Raw genomic sequence first — 17,133 nt, 5'->3', positions numbered from 1 at the left:
TCTATTAAAATAGGAGGCCAAAACCAATTCTGTGACATCCGCTGAAATAAATAAAAAAATAGACCCACTCAAAGTGGATCTATCGTTACCCTTATAATTTAACTCGCTGTAAACGCAGTGCATTTAAAACGACAGATACGGAACTAAATGCCATCGCTGCACCTGCTACCCAAGGGGCTAGTAATCCGATTGCGGCAATTGGAATACCTAATGTATTGTAAGCAAATGCCCAGAATAAGTTTTGTTTAATGTTACGCATTGTTTTACGACTCATGATGATAGCATCCGCAATACTGTTTAAATCGCCACGAATCAGTGTGATATCCGCTGCTTCCATAGCCACGTCTGTACCGGTACCAATCGCCATCCCAATATTAGCTGTCGCAAGTGCTGGGGCATCATTAATGCCATCACCAACCATCGCTACTTTTTTACCAGTAGCTTGCAGTTTTTTTACTTCATTAGCTTTACCTTCTGGTAACACTTCAGCAATCACATGATTCACACCAACTTCTGCTCCAATTGCTTGTGCTGTACGTTCATTATCACCAGTCATCATAATGACAGTAATGCCCATTTCTTGTAGACGACTAACCGCTTCTTTTGAAGTATCTTTCACTGTATCAGCAACCGCAACTAGACCAGCATACTGACCGTTAATTGCAGCTAACATGGCCGTTTTACCGTTTTCCTCTAATTGTTCCATTGTTGGTAGGATATCATCAATATGAATACCGTATTGTTGCATCAATTTACGTGTACCGATGACAACGCCTTGACCAGAGACAGTCGCTTGCACACCGTAACCTGGTATTGCTTCAAAGAATTGAACATCTCCTAGATCAATACCGCGATCAACAATCCCTTGAACAATTGCTTCTGCTAACGGATGCTCTGATTGCTTCTCTGCTGCACCAATCAACGATAAAAAGCGTGTTTCATCTTGATTTGCTGCTAGTATAACATCCGTTAATACAGGCTTGCCGTGTGTCACTGTACCTGTTTTATCAACAACTACTGTATCGATGCTTTGTGTCTGCTCTAAATGTTCTCCACCTTTAAATAAAATACCAAATTCCGCTGCACGACCAGAGCCCGCCATAATAGATGTTGGCGTTGCTAATCCAAGTGCGCATGGACAAGCGATAACAAGAACTGCAATTAACACTTCAAGTGCAGGCGTAAATTCACCAGGTCGCACCCAAATAATCCAAATTAAAAACGTGACAAGCGCAATGCCAACAACGATTGGTACAAAAATACCTGAAATTTGATCTGCTAAGCGCTGGATGGGTGCTTTGGAGCCTTGTGCATCTTCTACAACTTTAATAATTTGAGCTAAGGCCGTATCACGACCGACTTTAGTTGCTGTCATTTTAATAAAGCCATTTTTATTAATAGTAGAACCAAATAATAGGTCACCTTGCTTTTTATCAACAGGTAAACTTTCCCCTGTTAACATCGATTCATCTACAGCTGTTGTTCCTTCTAATACCTCACCATCAACAGGAATTTTTTCACCAGGCTTCACTAAAATAATGTCACCAATGACTACTTCTTCTAACGGTACCTCTTTCTCTACACCGTCACGAACAACGATGGCCGTTTTTGCCTGAAGGCCCATTAATTTTTTGATTGCTTCAGATGAACGACCTTTTGCTTTTGCCTCAAATAATTTCCCTAATAAAATTAAAGTAATTAATACGGCACTCGTTTCAAAATATAGGTGAGGGGCATGATGTGATCCCGTAGTAATAATTGCTTGGTATAAACTATAAAAATACGCCGCAGATGTTCCCATTACTACAAGTACATCCATATTGGCACTACCATTGCGTAAAGCTTTGTAGGCTCCAACATAAAATTGTTTCCCAATGATAAATTGAACAGGAGTAGCCAACACCATTTGTACCCATGGATTCATTAAAAATTCAGGGACATATAAAAATGATGTAAATGAAAAATGTCCTACCATCGTCCACAGTAATGGTAATGAAAGAATGGCCGATAAAATAAATTTTTTCTGCTGTTGTTTGATAGCCTGCTCACGATGATCCACCGTTTCTTGCTCATCTACTTTTTGATGAGCCTCATATCCTAATTTCTCAACTTTTGCAATAATATGTGCAATCGTCACTTCAGATGGGTTAAATTCTATCGTAGCTTTTTCGAGTGCTAAGTTAACGTTTGCAGAGGATACACCTGCTAGTTTATTTAAACCCTTCTCTATACGCGTAGCACAGGCTGCACATGTCATGCCCGTAATATTGAATTCTGTTTTTTGTTTCACGACACCATAACCAAGTGCTTCAATTTTCTTTTCAAAATCTTCTTCGTTTAATTTTGTCGGATCATATTTAATGGATGATTTTTCAAGAGCTAAATTAACTGTCGCTTGTTCTACACCTTCCATTTTATTTAAACCTTTTTCTATACGAGTGGCACAGGCTGCACATGTCATACCTGTAATTTGCAAATTCGCTTCTTTTATTTCTGAACTCATGATTATTTCTCCTCCCTACATACCAACTAGGGGTATGTGTAATTGAAAATAATAGAGTGCTACATGAGCACCCTATTTATATTATTTAACGTCATAGCCTTGATCGTCGATTGTTTCTTTAATTTGGTCTAGAGATACTTGTGTTTCATCAAATGCTACATCTACTAAACCATCAGCTAAGTTTACTTTTACTTGTTCAACGCCAGCTAAAGCTCCAACACTTTTTTCCACTGAGTTTACACAATGCCCACATGACATTCCTTGTACGTTTAAAGTTACGTTTTGCATAAAATATCTCTCCTTTTATTTTAAATACTATATAGGGGTATCTATTTATTAAAAAATTTTACTTCTTCATTAATTTTTGGATAGTCACTACTAATTCGTCTAACACTGCTTCATCACCATCTGATAGGCGATCTACTACACATCCCTTTAAATGACCTTCTAATAATATCTTTGCTACACTATTTAAAGCAGATTGTGTGGCAGACAGTTGCGTAATAATATCATCACAATAAACATCTTTGTCAATCATCCCTTTAATACCTCGGATTTGACCTTCAATTCGATTTAAACGAGTCGTTAAATCCTTTTTAACGCGTTCCGGATGATGGCTTTTTCGACACGAAGTAGCTTCCTCTATATGACAAGCTTCTTCTTTCACTATATCCTCCATTTAATACACCTCCTACCTTACAATTTCATATTACCATACCCACGAAGGGTATGTAAAGCTGAAAATTTTTATTTTTTAATGATGATGGTCGTGATGATTTGACTGCTCATTTTTTATTGTACATAAAATGGAGTTATCATGCTTATGTGCTACTGTTTCCAATTGAATCGTTACGTGCTTTATGCCCTTATGCTCAAGATTATGTTCAATTTCTCGTAATATATTCTCACTATCTGCAATTTTTAGCTGGCCTTCCACAACTGCATGACAAGAAAGTGCATTTGTTCCGCTTGTTATTGTCCAAATGTGTAAATCGTGAATGCTATGCACACCATCTGTTTGTACAATAGTTTGTATAACTTCTTCAGCGTCTACGTTTGAAGGTGTTCCTTCCAAAAGAACGTGAACGGCAGCCTTCGTGACATAGTAGCCGCTTCTCAATACTAATGCTGCAACAATAACACTCGCAAGTGGATCAGCCCAGCCCCAACCAAAAAACATGATTAATAATGCGGCTACGATGGCCCCTACAGATCCAAGCATATCGCTTAATACGTGTAAGAAAGCACCACGCATGTTTAAATTATCTTTTGTATCACTGCCACGCATCATAATCCAAGCGACTAAAATATTGATCAAAAGACCGATTGTACTAATAATCAACATCCCTGTAGTTGCCACTTCCGGTGGATTGGCAAAACGTTTGATTGCTTCATAGAAAATGAATAAAGCAATCAAAATTAATGTCACACCGTTTAATACTGCTGCTAAAATTTCAAATCGTTTATAACCGTATGTTTTACTATAGCTTGCTGCCTTTTCTCCCAATATAAAGGCAAGTAAGGCTATTGCTAATGATATGGAATCACTTAACATATGACCTGCATCAGATAAAAGAGCCAAACTATTTGTTAAATAGCCCCCAAACGCTTCAATAATCATATAACTCGTAATAATAATAAATGATACTATTAAAACCTTTTTGTTTGCGCCATGTGTATGATCATGGCTGTGATCATGATTATGTCCCATGTTTTATCCCCCCATTTTATCTAGTTATGTGTAGCATGCTCAATAGCTTGCATCAACAAATTCATAATGTGATCATCATCTTTTGAATAATATAAAGTTGTACCTTCTCTTCTATATTTCACTAACCGTAAATTTTTCAAAAAACGTAATTGATGTGAAACTGTTGATTGACCTAAATCTAAAACCTCAGCAATGTCGTTAACTGAATGTTCATCCGTACATAATAAATTTAAAATACGAATTCTTGTCGGATCACTTAATGCTTTAAATGTTTGAGACACGACAAATAGTGTTTCTTCGTCTAAATGTTGCTCTTTGTTATCCTGAACCTCTGTATTTTGTAATTTTTCATCCATCTAGTTTACTCCTAACCTTTTTATATTTATACATGAGCATGTGTTCATATATAAATATAAATGTTTGTTTTGGAAATGTCAACGTTTTATCTTCACGTCATAGTAGCAATTGTCAATTAAGCAAGATACACTAAGTGATAAGGAGAGATTATAGTGGATATTTTTGAAACAGACCGATTGTTTATGAACAGTGCACTAGAAGAAGCTAAAAAAGCAGCTTTACTTGGAGAAGTACCAATAGGAGCTGTGCTTGTCTATGATGGAGAGATTATTGCACGCGCTCATAATTTACGAGAAACAACACAAAATGCAACGACGCATGCTGAATTAATGGTTATTCAAGATGCTTGTAAAAAAATAGGTAGCTGGCGTCTTGAAAAAACAACACTCTATGTGACACTTGAACCTTGCCCTATGTGTGCAGGTGCCATTTTGCAATCTCGTGTGCCGCGTGTCGTATATGGTGCAAGGGATATAAAAGCAGGCTGTGTAGATTCACTCTATCGATTATTAAACGATGCACGCTTTAACCATGAATGCGAAGTAACAGAAGGAATTTTAGCTGAGGAATGCGGACAAATCTTAACCGATTTTTTCCGAGCATTACGTGAACGAAAAAAAGCGGAGAAAAAAGCACGACAAGCTTTAGTGGTTGAAAATGAAAAGTTTTAAATTTCACATAGAGTAGAAGGTGTCTCAGATGGAGGCACCTTCTTTTTTATGATTAGGGGATAGCATATATATGAAATATGTCGTAATAGTGACAACATATTCATAACAATAATATTTTTAAATACGCAATCTAAAAAATGAAAAATGCGATATGGCAAGTACATTACTGGCTAACCTAAAGAAAAATTTCAATATACATAAACCATTGACATGCATAAACTGAAAAGGGAAAATATAACTAGTAATAATTTTATTTAAAAGGTAATTAATAGGGAGGTAATGTTTTAATGCCTATTTTGGATAGAGTGAAGTTCGATGGTTTACGCTCGCGCGATTGGTTAATCTACAAGCATCCGAATGAAAAGCTAGTGTTAGGCACTACACTTATCGTCAACGAAGGGCAAGTCGCCATATTTGTAAAGGGTGGGCAAATATGTGATGTATTTAATTCAGGCACACATGTTTTATCAACCAATAACTTACCATTACTTCACCATGTTGTGAATTTTGCTTATGGAGGGGATACACCTTTTTCAGCAGAAATCTACTTTATAAATCTAACGGTAAAATTAGATTTATATTGGGGAACCTCTGATCCTATTCAACTAATTGATCCAAAATACTTTGTAAAATTACGTATACGAGCATTTGGACAATTGGCTCTCCGCCTTGATGACTATTTATTATTCTTTACAGAAGTTATAGGCTCTATGAACAAAGATGATATTGTTAGTTTCGAAAAAGTACAAGATTACTTTAAAGGTTCTCTTATTACATCCATAAAAACTGAACTTGCAAATAAAATTATTAATGAGAAAATCTCTGCACTAGAAATAACAACAGAGCTTCATAATATTTCAAATAGTTTAAAAGAAAAAATATCTGAAGAATTCAATGCGTATGGTTTTATAATGGCCCATTTCCATATTCAATCAATTAATTTCCCAGAAGAAGATTTCAATAAAATAAATGAAATTTTACAAGATAAAGCTAAGTTCGAAATTATGGGTGACAATCGTTATGTAACACAACGTAGCTTTGATATATATGAATCTGCTGCATCAAATGACAATGGAGTAGCTGGATTATTTGCTACAAGTGGAGTTGGCTTAGGCGTAGGGCAAGGTATGGCGACTATGATGAATCAACAAGTACAACAGCCTAGCAATAATGTTACACATAAAATATGTCCTTCTTGCCATGGTAATATCGTATCTACTAGTAAGTTTTGCAACTTATGTGGTGAAAATTTAATGCTAAAGGTCATTACATGTCATTCTTGTCAGAGTGAAAACGAGGAATCATCAAAATTCTGTTCTTCATGTGGAACTAGTTTACACAAGCCTGTTTGTTCATGTGGACAAGAACTAGATGTTACTTCGAAATTTTGTAATAACTGCGGTACTCCAGTCGAATCAATTCAATAGATAATCATAACAATGTAGTTAAAAACAATACATCGGAAAATGTAAATTAAACAAGTATCATTGATTAGGAGATATTGACATGAAAAATATCGAATGTCCACAATGTGGAGCAGCGGCTGATGTTACATTAGCTCAATGTAAATATTGTGGTGAAAAATTCAATTTCCAAAAAGAACAGCAAATTGTGCAACAACCGGCTTATCAACAGCAATCACAGCCTGTATATCAAACGCAGCCTCAATATTCAGCTCCTATGTATGATGGCATTGATCCTTCTTGGCCTATAAAAAATAAAACAGTCGCAGGGGTACTAGCTATCTTTTTAGGTGGAATCGGAATCCATAAATTTTACTTAGGGAAAATTGGACAAGGTATATTGTACCTCATCTTCTTCTGGACATATATTCCGGCCCTTATAGGCTTTATAGAGGGCGTTATTTACTTGCTTTCTAACGAACATAACTTCTCTGTGAAACATCGAGTTCGACCTCGCTAACCTACTTTAAAAAAAGAAAAGCTACTGTTGAGATTAGATATTTTCAACAGTAGCTTTTTCTTTTAGCCGCTTTTTTTCGACTCGGTTTACTTTGGAGCGATTACTTCTTTTCCGCCCATATATGGTCTTAATACTTCAGGAATCACTACGCTTCCGTCAGCTTGCTGATAATTTTCTAGGATTGCTGCTACTGTACGACCGATTGCAAGACCTGAGCCGTTTAATGTGTGGACATACTCTGGTTTTGCATTTGGCTCACGACGGAAGCGAATATTTGCTCGGCGTGCTTGGAAATCTTCAAAGTTAGAGCATGAAGAGATTTCGCGGTACATATTTTGAGCTGGAATCCACACTTCTAAATCGTACTTTTTCGCTGCAGTAAAGCCTAAATCAGCTGTACACATTTTTAGTTTGCGGTATGGTAATCCTAATAATTGCAGTACTTTTTCTGCATGACCTGTTAATAGTTCTAGCTGTTCATAAGATTCTTCTGGTTTTACAAAGCGTACTAATTCTACTTTGTTAAATTGGTGTTGGCGAATTAAACCACGTGTATCGCGACCTGCAGAACCTGCTTCTGAACGGAAGCATGCACTATATGCTGCAAAGCCATGTGGTAATGCTTCAGCTGGTAAAATTTCATCACGATAGAAGTTCGTCACAGGTACTTCTGCTGTTGGAATCATGAAATAATCTGTGTCATCTAACTTAAAGACATCTTCTTCAAACTTAGGTAGTTGTCCTGTCCCTGTTAAGCTATCACGATTGACAATTACAGGTGGTAGCATTTCTTCATAGCCATGCTCTTCTGCATGTAAGTCCATCATAAACGTCATTAATGCACGTTCTAAACGAGCGCCAAGACCTCGATAGAATAAGAAACGACTACCAGTCACTTTTGCACCACGTTCAAAGTCTACAATTTTTAAATCTGTAGCGATATCCCAGTGTGCTTTAATGTCGAAATCAAATGTTGGAATCTCACCCCAAGTATATTCCTCTACATTATCGTCCTCTGTTGTGCCAACTGGTACAGATTCATGTGGAATGTTTGGTAAACGCATCATCATATCTTTAAAGCGTTCTTCTACATCATTTAATTGGACATCTAGCTCTTTAATTTCATCGCCAACTTGACGCATACGTGCAATAACTTCATCCGCATTTTCTTTATTGCGCTTCATGATTGAAATTTGTTCAGATACTTTATTACGTTCAGCTTTAAGCTCCTCTGTTTTTGCAATTAATTCACGACGCTTTGCATCTAATTGTTCAAAATCGTCTAAATTTCCTAAATCCTCATTACGTGTTAATAGCATTTCTTTAATTTCCGCGAAATTGTCGCGCACGCGTTTAATATCTAACATCGTCATACCTCCAGTAGATTGTTAATGATGGGAAAATATTTAGTAGAAACACAAAAAAGCCCTCATCCCCAAAAGGGACGAGAGCTACCCGCGTTGCCACCCTAATTGATTAGACACATTGTACTTTGTCTAATCCACTTATCTCATAACGGCATTTCAGCCGGCGACAGCCTACTTCATTCACTTCGACTGCGCAACTCCAGGACGGATTCACAAGTGCTTTTATCAGCTTCCACCACCCGCTGACTCTCTAAAAAAAACGTGCTTGCTACTACTTCCCATCATCGTGTTCAGTTATTTAAATTTTATCCATACTGTACTATATGAAGTGAAATTTTGCAAGTCATACCATAGAAGATACAAAATATTCAAGAATTCGTGCATCTGATGTTAATTCAGGATGGAAGGAACATCCTAATAAATGATCGTCTTTCGCTAACACGATTTTCCCGTCATGCTCTGCTAATATTTCAACACCTTCACCTACGGAAACAATATGTGGCGCACGTATAAAGACAGCCGGAATGGCAGCACCTATTTCCGGTATGTCGAGCTTCACTTCAAAGCTATCTACCTGGCGTCCATAAGAATTCCGTGCAACTACCACATCCATTACTGCTAAATGTGATTCATAATCCACTAATTCCTTTGCCAATAAAATCAATCCTGCACATGTTCCAAACATCGGTAAACCTTGCTTTGCAAGTGTGCGGATTGGCTCCAATAGCTCATAGCGATTCAGCAATTTCCGCATCGTTGTGCTTTCTCCACCAGGCAAGACAAGTCCATCAAGCTGCTCTAAATCAGTACTTTGTTTTACTAAGACCGCTTCGCATCCAAGAGACTCTAACATTTGCACATGCTCTCTTACCGCTCCCTGTAATGCTAAAACACCGATTCGCTTCATCTTACCAGCCTCGCTCTTGCATACGCTCATTGTGACTAAGCTGTGCAATATCGATGCCTTTCATCGGAACACCTAGCTCTTTTGAAATTTCGGCAATTAGCTTGTAGTCCTTATAATGTGTAGTAGCCTCAACAATTGCACGAGCAAATTTCTCTGGGTTCTCTGATTTAAAAATACCAGAACCAACAAATACACCGTCTGCTCCAAGCTCCATCATTAATGCTGCATCTGCTGGCGTAGCAACGCCACCTGCTGCGAAATTCACTACTGGTAAACGGCCAAGACGCTTAATTTCTCTTAATAATTCAAAAGGAGCACCGAGCAATTTAGCCTCGGTCATTAATTCATCCTCTGTCATGCCAACTACCTTACGTACTTGCGCATTCACTTTACGAATATGTCGAACTGCCTCAACAATATTACCTGTCCCTGGTTCCCCTTTAGTTCGTAGCATAGAAGCTCCCTCACCAATGCGTCGAGCAGCTTCACCTAAATCACGACACCCACAAACAAAGGGCACTGTGTAATCACTTTTTAATAAATGAAACTCTTCATCTGCTGGCGTTAATACTTCACTTTCATCAATATAATCGACACCCATTGCTTCTAACACTCTTGCTTCTACAATATGTCCAATACGTGCTTTAGCCATTACAGGAATGGATACTGCCCCCAATACCTCCTCGACAATACGAGGATCAGCCATACGTGCAACACCACCCGCCTTACGAATGTCTGATGGTACTCGTTCTAATGCCATAACAGCTACAGCTCCTGCCGCTTCCGCAATTTTCGCTTGTTCTGCATTAATAACATCCATAATGACGCCACCCTTTTGCATTTCCGCCATCCCGCGCTTCACTAATTCTGTACCTGTTTGTTTCATGATCTCTAACCTCCACCTTTATGATGAAATTTAGTATAATTGAAATTGACCATATAAAAATATCCAGTTTATAAAATAATCGTAAGGTCAGGAGAATTAATACACATGGACATGCTCTTATTCCAACTAGAAAAAAATGGTGAAAAACCGCTCTACGATCAGCTTTATAGCGGCATTAAAGAAGCTATTATTACAAAGAAAATAGCAGTAGGAGAAAAATTACCATCAAAAAGAAAATTAGCCGATTTTTTGAATATTTCACAAACAACAATTGAAATTGCCTATGCACAGCTACTTGCTGAAGGGTATATTATGTCTAAATCCCGTGTCGGTTATTTTGTAGAGGAAATTGACGAACTTCCGTATATTCAGCAGGACACAATAACTTTCTTAAACGAACAACCTAAGAAAAAATCGTACAAAATAGATTTTAATCCTGGTTCCATCGATATTGATGCCTTCCCTTTTCAAACATGGCGAAAATATGCGAAAGAGCTCTTTGATGATGGCTCAAAGGAATTATTATTAACAGGTGAGCCTCAGGGGGAACTATCTTTGCGAACGGAGATTGCTAATTATTTATTTCAATCACGCGGGGTTGTTTGTAGTCCCGAGCAGATTGTCATCGGTTCAGGAACAGAACAGCTTCTACCAATGATTTTGCGCCTCTTTAGTGACAATACTTGTTTTGCCCTTGAAAACCCAGGATATCCAGCTGTGCATCGGATGTTTTCTCAGCATAAGCGAAAGGTTTATCCAATTGCGGTCGATGATGAAGGAATTATCATTCATGAGCTCGAAAAAACTAGCGCTGACGTTGTTTATATCACGCCATCTCACCAATTCCCTACAGGAGCAGTATTATCGGCTACAAGACGTGCTCAGGCTTTAAATTGGGCCTCACAAAGCTCCTCTCGATACATTATTGAAGATGATTATGATTCTGAATTTCGTTATACTGGAAAACCAATTCCTGCACTTCATGCATTAGATCGAAATGATAAAGTAATTTATATGAGTACATTTACAAAATCATTAATGCCGTCCTTGCGCGTCGCTTATTTTGTACTTCCACCAAAATTACTTGCAGCTTATAATGATGTCTTTAATTACTATTCATCGACAGTACCTCGTTTCGATCAACATATTGTAGCTAATTTTATGCGTGACGGCCATTTTGCTAAGCATTTAAATCGGATGAGAAAGATTTATCGAAAAAAGCATGAAAAACTTACTTCTATTTTAGAAAACTATTCTAATAAAATTAACATTACTGGTGAGCAAGCAGGCATGCATATTTTACTCGATGTACAACATACTTTGTCTGAAAAGCAATTACAGCAGCTTGCTTCCAATGCGGAAATCAGAATCTATCCACTCTCTGATTATCGCTTGGATCACTCCTCACCCTCAAAAGCTCAATTTTTACTAGGCTTTGGAGGCATACCTGTGCATGAAATTGAACCTTCTATCGAAAAACTAATGCACTGTTGGGCTATACAGAAAAAAAACCAATCAACCTCACGTTAAAAGGTTGACTGGTTTTTCTTTGATTATGATTCTATTAGTTGAATATTATAAAGCTCAAACCATGTATGAATTTGACCCAGATAAGCTAAAAGCTGTGGCCCTGCCATTAATTGTCCATACCAAGGAACTTTGAAAGAACTACCACCCGATTCAATGAGTTCTATTAGTTTCTGTCGTTCAAATAATTCATGCAGAATTGAATTTTTGTCCTCCATTATGCCTCTGAGCCATTTTTGAACGCCCGCTGTATAAACTGGATGATACGTTTTAGGATACGGGTTCTTTTTCCGATATAAAACTTCTTCTGGCAATAAATGCTGCATTGCTTTACGAAGTAAACCCTTTTCCATACCGTCTAAATTTTTCATTTCCCAAGGAATATTCCACGTGTATTCTACAAGACGATGATCTGCAAACGGCACACGGACTTCAAGACTCGCCCCCATGCTCATACGGTCTTTTCGTTCCAGCAATGTTTGCATAAACCATACCATATTTAAATAAAACATTTCTCGTTGCCTTACTTCCTCAATACTCTCTCCATCAAGATAGGGTACTTCAGCAATTGTCTGTGAATAAGCCTGTTGTGCATATGATTCAACTTTTAATTTCTTACGCCATCGCTCCTGTAACATTGTTGATCTTTCAGACAATGAACGAATCCATGGAAAACCTGTAGTCGTTTCTGTAAACCATGGATAACCACCGAAAATTTCATCTGCACATTCACCTGATAGCGCAACGGTAAAATCCTGTTTAATTTCTCGACAAAACCATAATAACGATGAGTCAACATCTGCCATTCCTGGTGAATCTCTAACGATGACAGATTCTACTAAGCAATCGATTAATCGCTGCTGAGAAATTTCTTCAGCATGGTGTGTTGTACTAAAGGTATCTGTCATTTTTTGAATCCAATACGTGTCCGTGGATGTTTGAAAAGCATGTGGATTAAAAAAGCGTTCATTATCCTCGTAGTCTATAGAGTACGTATGAAGTTTGCCTTTATTTTGTTGCTGAAACATGGTAGCAGCAATTCCCGTAATAATACTGGAATCTAATCCTCCTGAAAGAAATGTACAGATTGGTACGTCTGAAACAAGCTGTCGTTCAATAGCATCCGTTAATAAAAAACGGACATGATCGATTGTCTCCTCTAATGACTCTTCATGCTGTTTACTTTGTAACTGCCAATACTGCCAAACTCGTATACCCTCTCTAGAAAAACGCATTGCATATCCTGGACGTAACTCATTAATATTGTGAAAAGGTGACTTTCCGGGCGTTCTAGACGGTCCTACAGCCATGATATTTGCTAGCCCTTCCGTATTAACGGTTGTTTTAATGAATGGATGAGCTAATAATGCTTTCACTTCGGATGCAAAAAGTAAGCCGCCTTGTTGTTCTGTGTAAAATAAAGGCTTTACACCTAATCGGTCTCGGCATAAAAACAGAGATTGTAATTGTTCATCCCATACACCAAAAGCGAAAATTCCATTTAAAAAATCAACACACTGCTCTTTCCATTCAATATAAGCAGTTAATAGTACTTCCGTATCTGAATGTGTTGTAAACAGATGCCCTCTTTTTTGCAGCTCTTTCCTTAATTCTTCTGTATTATAAAGCTCGCCATTATATGTAATGACATAGTTTGCACCATCATGTACTTTTTTCATCGGTTGCTTCCCACCGATTAAATCTATGACGGCTAGCCGTCGATGGCCAAATGCAATATGCTCACTACACCAAATATTTTCATCATCTGGCCCTCGTTTATTTAACGTTTGCGTCATTAATTTTAGAATGTCATTAGTTGTTCTTAAATCCTTTTGAAAGCTAGCCCATCCTGTAATGCCACACATTTAGCCACATCCTTTCGCCTAATAGCGTATGCAGGAAAGCGTAAAAATGTGAAAAGAACACGTGATGTTTTAAAACATCCACGTGTTCTTTATATTAATTATTAAAATAAGCCACCAACAAAGTCAGTAATGCCACTCCATAAGTTTCCGAAGAAGCTACCAATACCTTGGAAGAATAATGAGATACCACCAGCACGCTCCACAGCCTCTGTTGTAACAACATCGGCTTTTAGGCCCTTACCGTCAATAAAACCGTAATCTGTGCCCTCTGAGCGCTCAATAACTACCTTCCCGACAACTGTATCCTTCTTAACCTCTGCTTCAAGACTCTTTTTATCTAATACTAGTTTAGGTTTATATAAATCTTTCTCAGATGACTTGACCATAAATGAAACTGGTTCTTTAACAGCAATCGCTACTTTGTTTTCTTTACCTTTCGTAACCTTTACTGTTTCTTCATCTTTAAACTTATAGTTAGCTGGAATAATTTCTTGTTTCGAGAATTGTGAGAAACCATAGTTAAATAATTTAGCTGTTTCATCGAAGCGTGCCTTTTTTGGATCCTCTCCTACAGCCTTCATAACTACAGAAATTAAACGTGTACCATTGCGCTCTGCTGTACCTGTAAAGCAATGTCCAGCAAAGTCTGTTGTACCTGTTTTTAATCCATCAACGCCTTCGTATTTGTACGCTAATTCCGGCAACATATAGTTCCAGTTTATCATATCGATGCTATCATCTGTACCTTTACGGAACGTCTTTTCCGCAATTTTAGACGTTTTTAATACGTCTGGATGATCTTTTAGTAAATGATATGCTAATTTAGCTACAGATTTAGCAGGCATTACGTTTTCATCTTTCGGTCCAGTACCAGCTGGCTGCATACCAAATAAATCTGCATTATTAAGACCAGTAGAGTTTACGAATTTATAGCCTTTAAGACCAAGCTCTTCTGCTTTTTTGTTCATTAGCTTTAAAAACTCAGTTTCAGTACCCGCAATTGTTTCTGCTATCGCCACTGTTGCAGCATTTGCAGAGTAAATTGCCATTGCTTCATATAATTCGCGAATAGTGTAAGTTCCATCTCTACGCAATGGTACGTTACTTAATGCACGGTTTTGAGACATTTTATACGTATAATCAGTTACGTGATATTCTTGATCCCATTTAACTGTACCTGCATCAATTGCATCCAATAACAGGTATTCAGTCATCATTTTTGTCATACTCGCAATACCTAGTGAAGTATCTGCATTTTGTTCATATAAAATTTTTCCTGAATCTGCGTCAATTAAAATTGCAGCATCCACATGTAGTCCTAAATCTGTTTCTGCATTTGCTTTCGCAGGAATACCTGCTAAAACACTAAATAACAAAACAGGAATTAGGAGTAAGCGAATAACAGTGTTCATTGTCTTTTTCACTTTTAAAGCCCTCCAAAAAATAATCTTGTCCTCGACATTTTATCATATATAGTAATGTCCGTGCGCACTCTCTATCATAAAAAAATGCTCTCGTGTCATCTTTGTAGACGATTCGAGAGCATAAAAGTTGCTAGTAATATATTACATCGAATAGTTTGGTGATTCTTTTGTGATTTGTACATCATGTGGATGTGATTCACGTAGACCTGCACCTGTCATACGAACAAATTGAGCATTTTCACGTAAGAACTCAAGGTTAGCTGAACCGCAATAGCCCATACCTGCACGAATACCACCGATTAATTGATAAATTGTATCTGCTAGTGGCCCTTTGTATGGAAGACGACCTTCAATACCCTCTGGTACTAATTTTTTCGCATCCTCTTGGAAATATCGATCTTTTGAACCTTTCTCCATAGCGCCAATTGAACCCATACCACGGTAAACCTTAAAGCGACGACCTTGGAAGATTTCAGTTTCACCAGGAGATTCAGAAGTACCTGCAAGAAGTGAACCAAGCATTACAACGTTACCACCAGCTGCTAGAGCTTTAACGATGTCTCCTGAGTATTTAATGCCTCCATCAGCAATAATTGCTTTACCAAGCTCACGTGCTACTGTCGCACAATCGTAAACAGCTGTAATTTGTGGTACACCAACACCTGCTACGACACGAGTCGTACAAATAGATCCCGGGCCAATACCAACTTTTACTACATCTGCTCCAGCTTCAAATAATGAACGTGCACCTTCAGCAGTTGCCACGTTACCAGCGATAATTTCAAGCTCTGGATAAGATTCACGGATAGAGCGAATTGTTTGTAATACACCCTCAGAATGACCGTGAGCTGTATCGATTACTACGATGTCTACTTGTGCTTCAACAAGCTTTTCAATACGTATCATCGTATCTTTTGAAACACCAACTGCTGCCCCTACTAATAAACGACCATGTACGTCTTTAGCAGCGTTAGGGAACTCAATTACCTTCTCAATATCCTTAATTGTAATTAATCCAGTTAATTTACCTTCTTCATCTACAATTGGTAACTTTTCGATTTTATATTGTTGAAGAATCTTTTCAGCATCCTCTAGAGTCGTTCCAACAGGAGCTGTAATTAAATCTTCTTTTGTCATAACTTCTTCAATTTTTAAAGAATAGTCAGAAATGAAACGTAAGTCGCGGTTTGTAATGATCCCTACTAGCTTTTGGTTTTCCATACTATCAACAATTGGTACACCAGAAATACGGTATTTACCCATTAAATGCTCAGCATCGAAAACTTGGTGAGTCGGAGTTAAGAAGAATGGGTTAGTAATAACGCCATTTTCAGAACGTTTTACTTTTTCTACTTGTTCAGCTTGCTCATCAATTGACATGTTCTTATGGATAATACCGATACCACCTTGACGTGCCATAGCAATTGCCATTTTAGACTCTGTAACTGTATCCATGCCTGCGCTGATCATTGGAATATTTAATTTAATCTTCGGTGTTAGTTGAACTGATAAATCAACATCTTTCGGTAATACTTCTGAATGCGCTGGTACTAATAATACATCATCAAAAGTTAAACCTTCTTTGGCAAATTTAGTTTCCCACATTTTCGTAACGTCCTCCTATAGTTTAAAGAATATTAATTGTAAGATTAACAACGTGCTAAGCTACTGTCAAGAAACTTATAAAAGAAAGACAATTCAGATTTTTCGATGTGGTAACTCTGATAGTCTTTTCGCCCTTTTTTACTATGAAAAGTATAGGCTTTTTTAATTTCTTCTACATTTAGAATAGATAATAGTTAAGATCTGTCTTATTTTAGGCAAGTTTTGCTGAATTATTGATAAATTATTAAGATTTTTTATAAAAAAACAAACAGTCAGCACGCAGCTGACTGTTTACATTGCCTAGCGACGTCCTACTCTCACAGGGGGAAGCCCCCAACTACCATCGGCGCTAAAGAGCTTAACTTCCGTGTTCGGTATGGGAACGGG

Annotated in this window: 15 protein-coding genes, 1 rRNA gene and 1 other annotated feature; of the genes, 4 read left to right on the top strand and 12 right to left on the bottom strand. The window is 37.6% G+C overall.

Features of this window, described 5'->3' with window-relative positions; translation table 11 throughout:
- Positions 1-91: 91 nt before the first annotated feature.
- The 5 genes from ACIQ7N_RS22460 to ACIQ7N_RS22440 all read right to left on the bottom strand — a co-directional run bounded on the left by ACIQ7N_RS22460 (position 92) and on the right by ACIQ7N_RS22440 (position 4,570).
- Positions 92-2,503, bottom strand: a complete 2,412-nt coding sequence (locus ACIQ7N_RS22460) for a heavy metal translocating P-type ATPase (protein WP_402936360.1) — start codon at positions 2,501-2,503, stop codon at positions 92-94.
- A gap of 81 nt (positions 2,504-2,584) precedes the next feature.
- Complete coding sequence (gene copZ, locus ACIQ7N_RS22455) at positions 2,585-2,791, bottom strand: copper chaperone CopZ (protein WP_068986807.1); 207 nt, start codon at positions 2,789-2,791, stop codon at positions 2,585-2,587.
- 58 nt (positions 2,792-2,849) lie between these two features.
- On the bottom strand, positions 2,850-3,182 hold the full coding sequence (locus tag ACIQ7N_RS22450) for a metal-sensitive transcriptional regulator (protein WP_402936358.1): 333 nt from the start codon (positions 3,180-3,182) through the stop codon (positions 2,850-2,852).
- Between the two features lie 75 nt (positions 3,183-3,257).
- Positions 3,258-4,214, bottom strand: a complete 957-nt coding sequence (locus tag ACIQ7N_RS22445) for a cation diffusion facilitator family transporter (protein WP_402936356.1) — start codon at positions 4,212-4,214, stop codon at positions 3,258-3,260.
- A gap of 20 nt (positions 4,215-4,234) precedes the next feature.
- Positions 4,235-4,570: an ArsR/SmtB family transcription factor gene (locus ACIQ7N_RS22440; RefSeq protein ID WP_402936354.1), complete on the bottom strand. Its 336-nt coding sequence runs from the start codon at positions 4,568-4,570 to the stop codon at positions 4,235-4,237.
- A 153-nt stretch (positions 4,571-4,723) separates the two neighbouring features.
- Here ACIQ7N_RS22440 and tadA point away from each other — a divergent pair, with 153 nt between their 5' ends.
- From tadA to ACIQ7N_RS22425, 3 genes are all read left to right on the top strand, one after another.
- A complete protein-coding gene (gene tadA, locus ACIQ7N_RS22435; protein ID WP_402936352.1) occupies positions 4,724-5,242 on the top strand; it encodes a tRNA adenosine(34) deaminase TadA in 519 nt (172 codons plus the stop codon).
- A 287-nt stretch (positions 5,243-5,529) separates the two neighbouring features.
- Positions 5,530-6,669, top strand: a complete 1,140-nt coding sequence (locus tag ACIQ7N_RS22430; protein ID WP_402936350.1) for an SPFH domain-containing protein — start codon at positions 5,530-5,532, stop codon at positions 6,667-6,669.
- Positions 6,670-6,922: 253 nt separating this feature from the next.
- Complete coding sequence (locus ACIQ7N_RS22425; protein WP_248719113.1) at positions 6,923-7,165, top strand: TM2 domain-containing protein; 243 nt, start codon at positions 6,923-6,925, stop codon at positions 7,163-7,165.
- An 86-nt stretch (positions 7,166-7,251) separates the two neighbouring features.
- Here ACIQ7N_RS22425 and serS read toward each other — a convergent pair whose 3' ends face one another.
- From serS to pdxS, 3 genes are all read right to left on the bottom strand, one after another.
- The gene (gene serS, locus ACIQ7N_RS22420; protein WP_248717582.1) at positions 7,252-8,532 is read right to left on the bottom strand and encodes a serine--tRNA ligase; all 1,281 of its coding nucleotides are present in this window, start codon (positions 8,530-8,532) and stop codon (positions 7,252-7,254) included.
- A gap of 70 nt (positions 8,533-8,602) precedes the next feature.
- Positions 8,603-8,826, bottom strand: a binding site (T-box leader).
- A gap of 49 nt (positions 8,827-8,875) precedes the next feature.
- Complete coding sequence (gene pdxT / locus ACIQ7N_RS22415; protein ID WP_402936348.1) at positions 8,876-9,439, bottom strand: pyridoxal 5'-phosphate synthase glutaminase subunit PdxT; 564 nt, start codon at positions 9,437-9,439, stop codon at positions 8,876-8,878.
- Position 9,440: 1 nt separating this feature from the next.
- Complete coding sequence (gene pdxS, locus ACIQ7N_RS22410; RefSeq protein ID WP_402936346.1) at positions 9,441-10,325, bottom strand: pyridoxal 5'-phosphate synthase lyase subunit PdxS; 885 nt, start codon at positions 10,323-10,325, stop codon at positions 9,441-9,443.
- Positions 10,326-10,430: 105 nt separating this feature from the next.
- Here pdxS and pdxR point away from each other — a divergent pair, with 105 nt between their 5' ends.
- A complete protein-coding gene (pdxR, locus tag ACIQ7N_RS22405) occupies positions 10,431-11,855 on the top strand; it encodes a MocR-like pyridoxine biosynthesis transcription factor PdxR (protein WP_402936344.1) in 1,425 nt (474 codons plus the stop codon).
- 23 nt (positions 11,856-11,878) lie between these two features.
- On the opposite strand, the gene asnB is transcribed toward pdxR, so the two are convergent.
- From asnB to rrf, 4 genes are all read right to left on the bottom strand, one after another.
- Positions 11,879-13,717: an asparagine synthase (glutamine-hydrolyzing) gene (gene asnB / locus ACIQ7N_RS22400; RefSeq protein ID WP_402936343.1), complete on the bottom strand. Its 1,839-nt coding sequence runs from the start codon at positions 13,715-13,717 to the stop codon at positions 11,879-11,881.
- Positions 13,718-13,818: 101 nt separating this feature from the next.
- Positions 13,819-15,141: a D-alanyl-D-alanine carboxypeptidase family protein gene (locus ACIQ7N_RS22395; RefSeq protein WP_402936341.1), complete on the bottom strand. Its 1,323-nt coding sequence runs from the start codon at positions 15,139-15,141 to the stop codon at positions 13,819-13,821.
- 141 nt (positions 15,142-15,282) lie between these two features.
- Positions 15,283-16,746: an IMP dehydrogenase gene (gene guaB / locus ACIQ7N_RS22390; RefSeq protein WP_132364686.1), complete on the bottom strand. Its 1,464-nt coding sequence runs from the start codon at positions 16,744-16,746 to the stop codon at positions 15,283-15,285.
- A gap of 298 nt (positions 16,747-17,044) precedes the next feature.
- A 5S ribosomal RNA gene (gene rrf / locus ACIQ7N_RS22385) occupies positions 17,045-17,133 on the bottom strand; the annotation flags it as partial.

Source organism: Lysinibacillus sp. NPDC095746 (assembly GCF_044763535.1).
Lineage (GTDB): Bacteria > Bacillota > Bacilli > Bacillales_A > Planococcaceae > Lysinibacillus.
The sequence above is the reverse complement of the archived record's forward strand: the minus strand, read 5'-3'. Positions and strand labels throughout refer to the sequence as shown.

Coding starts and splice junctions, on each gene's coding strand:
- ACIQ7N_RS22460 (WP_402936360.1), bottom strand. CDS start 2,503: ATGAGTTCAGAAATAAAAGAAGCGAATTTGCAAATTACAGGTATGACA.
- copZ (WP_068986807.1), bottom strand. CDS start 2,791: ATGCAAAACGTAACTTTAAACGTACAAGGAATGTCATGTGGGCATTGT.
- ACIQ7N_RS22450 (WP_402936358.1), bottom strand. CDS start 3,182: ATGGAGGATATAGTGAAAGAAGAAGCTTGTCATATAGAGGAAGCTACT.
- ACIQ7N_RS22445 (WP_402936356.1), bottom strand. CDS start 4,214: ATGGGACATAATCATGATCACAGCCATGATCATACACATGGCGCAAAC.
- ACIQ7N_RS22440 (WP_402936354.1), bottom strand. CDS start 4,570: ATGGATGAAAAATTACAAAATACAGAGGTTCAGGATAACAAAGAGCAA.
- ACIQ7N_RS22430 (WP_402936350.1), top strand. CDS start 5,530: ATGCCTATTTTGGATAGAGTGAAGTTCGATGGTTTACGCTCGCGCGAT.
- ACIQ7N_RS22425 (WP_248719113.1), top strand. CDS start 6,923: ATGTATGATGGCATTGATCCTTCTTGGCCTATAAAAAATAAAACAGTC.
- serS (WP_248717582.1), bottom strand. CDS start 8,532: ATGTTAGATATTAAACGCGTGCGCGACAATTTCGCGGAAATTAAAGAA.
- pdxT (WP_402936348.1), bottom strand. CDS start 9,439: ATGAAGCGAATCGGTGTTTTAGCATTACAGGGAGCGGTAAGAGAGCAT.
- pdxS (WP_402936346.1), bottom strand. CDS start 10,325: ATGAAACAAACAGGTACAGAATTAGTGAAGCGCGGGATGGCGGAAATG.
- pdxR (WP_402936344.1), top strand. CDS start 10,431: ATGGACATGCTCTTATTCCAACTAGAAAAAAATGGTGAAAAACCGCTC.
- asnB (WP_402936343.1), bottom strand. CDS start 13,717: ATGTGTGGCATTACAGGATGGGCTAGCTTTCAAAAGGATTTAAGAACA.
- guaB (WP_132364686.1), bottom strand. CDS start 16,746: ATGTGGGAAACTAAATTTGCCAAAGAAGGTTTAACTTTTGATGATGTA.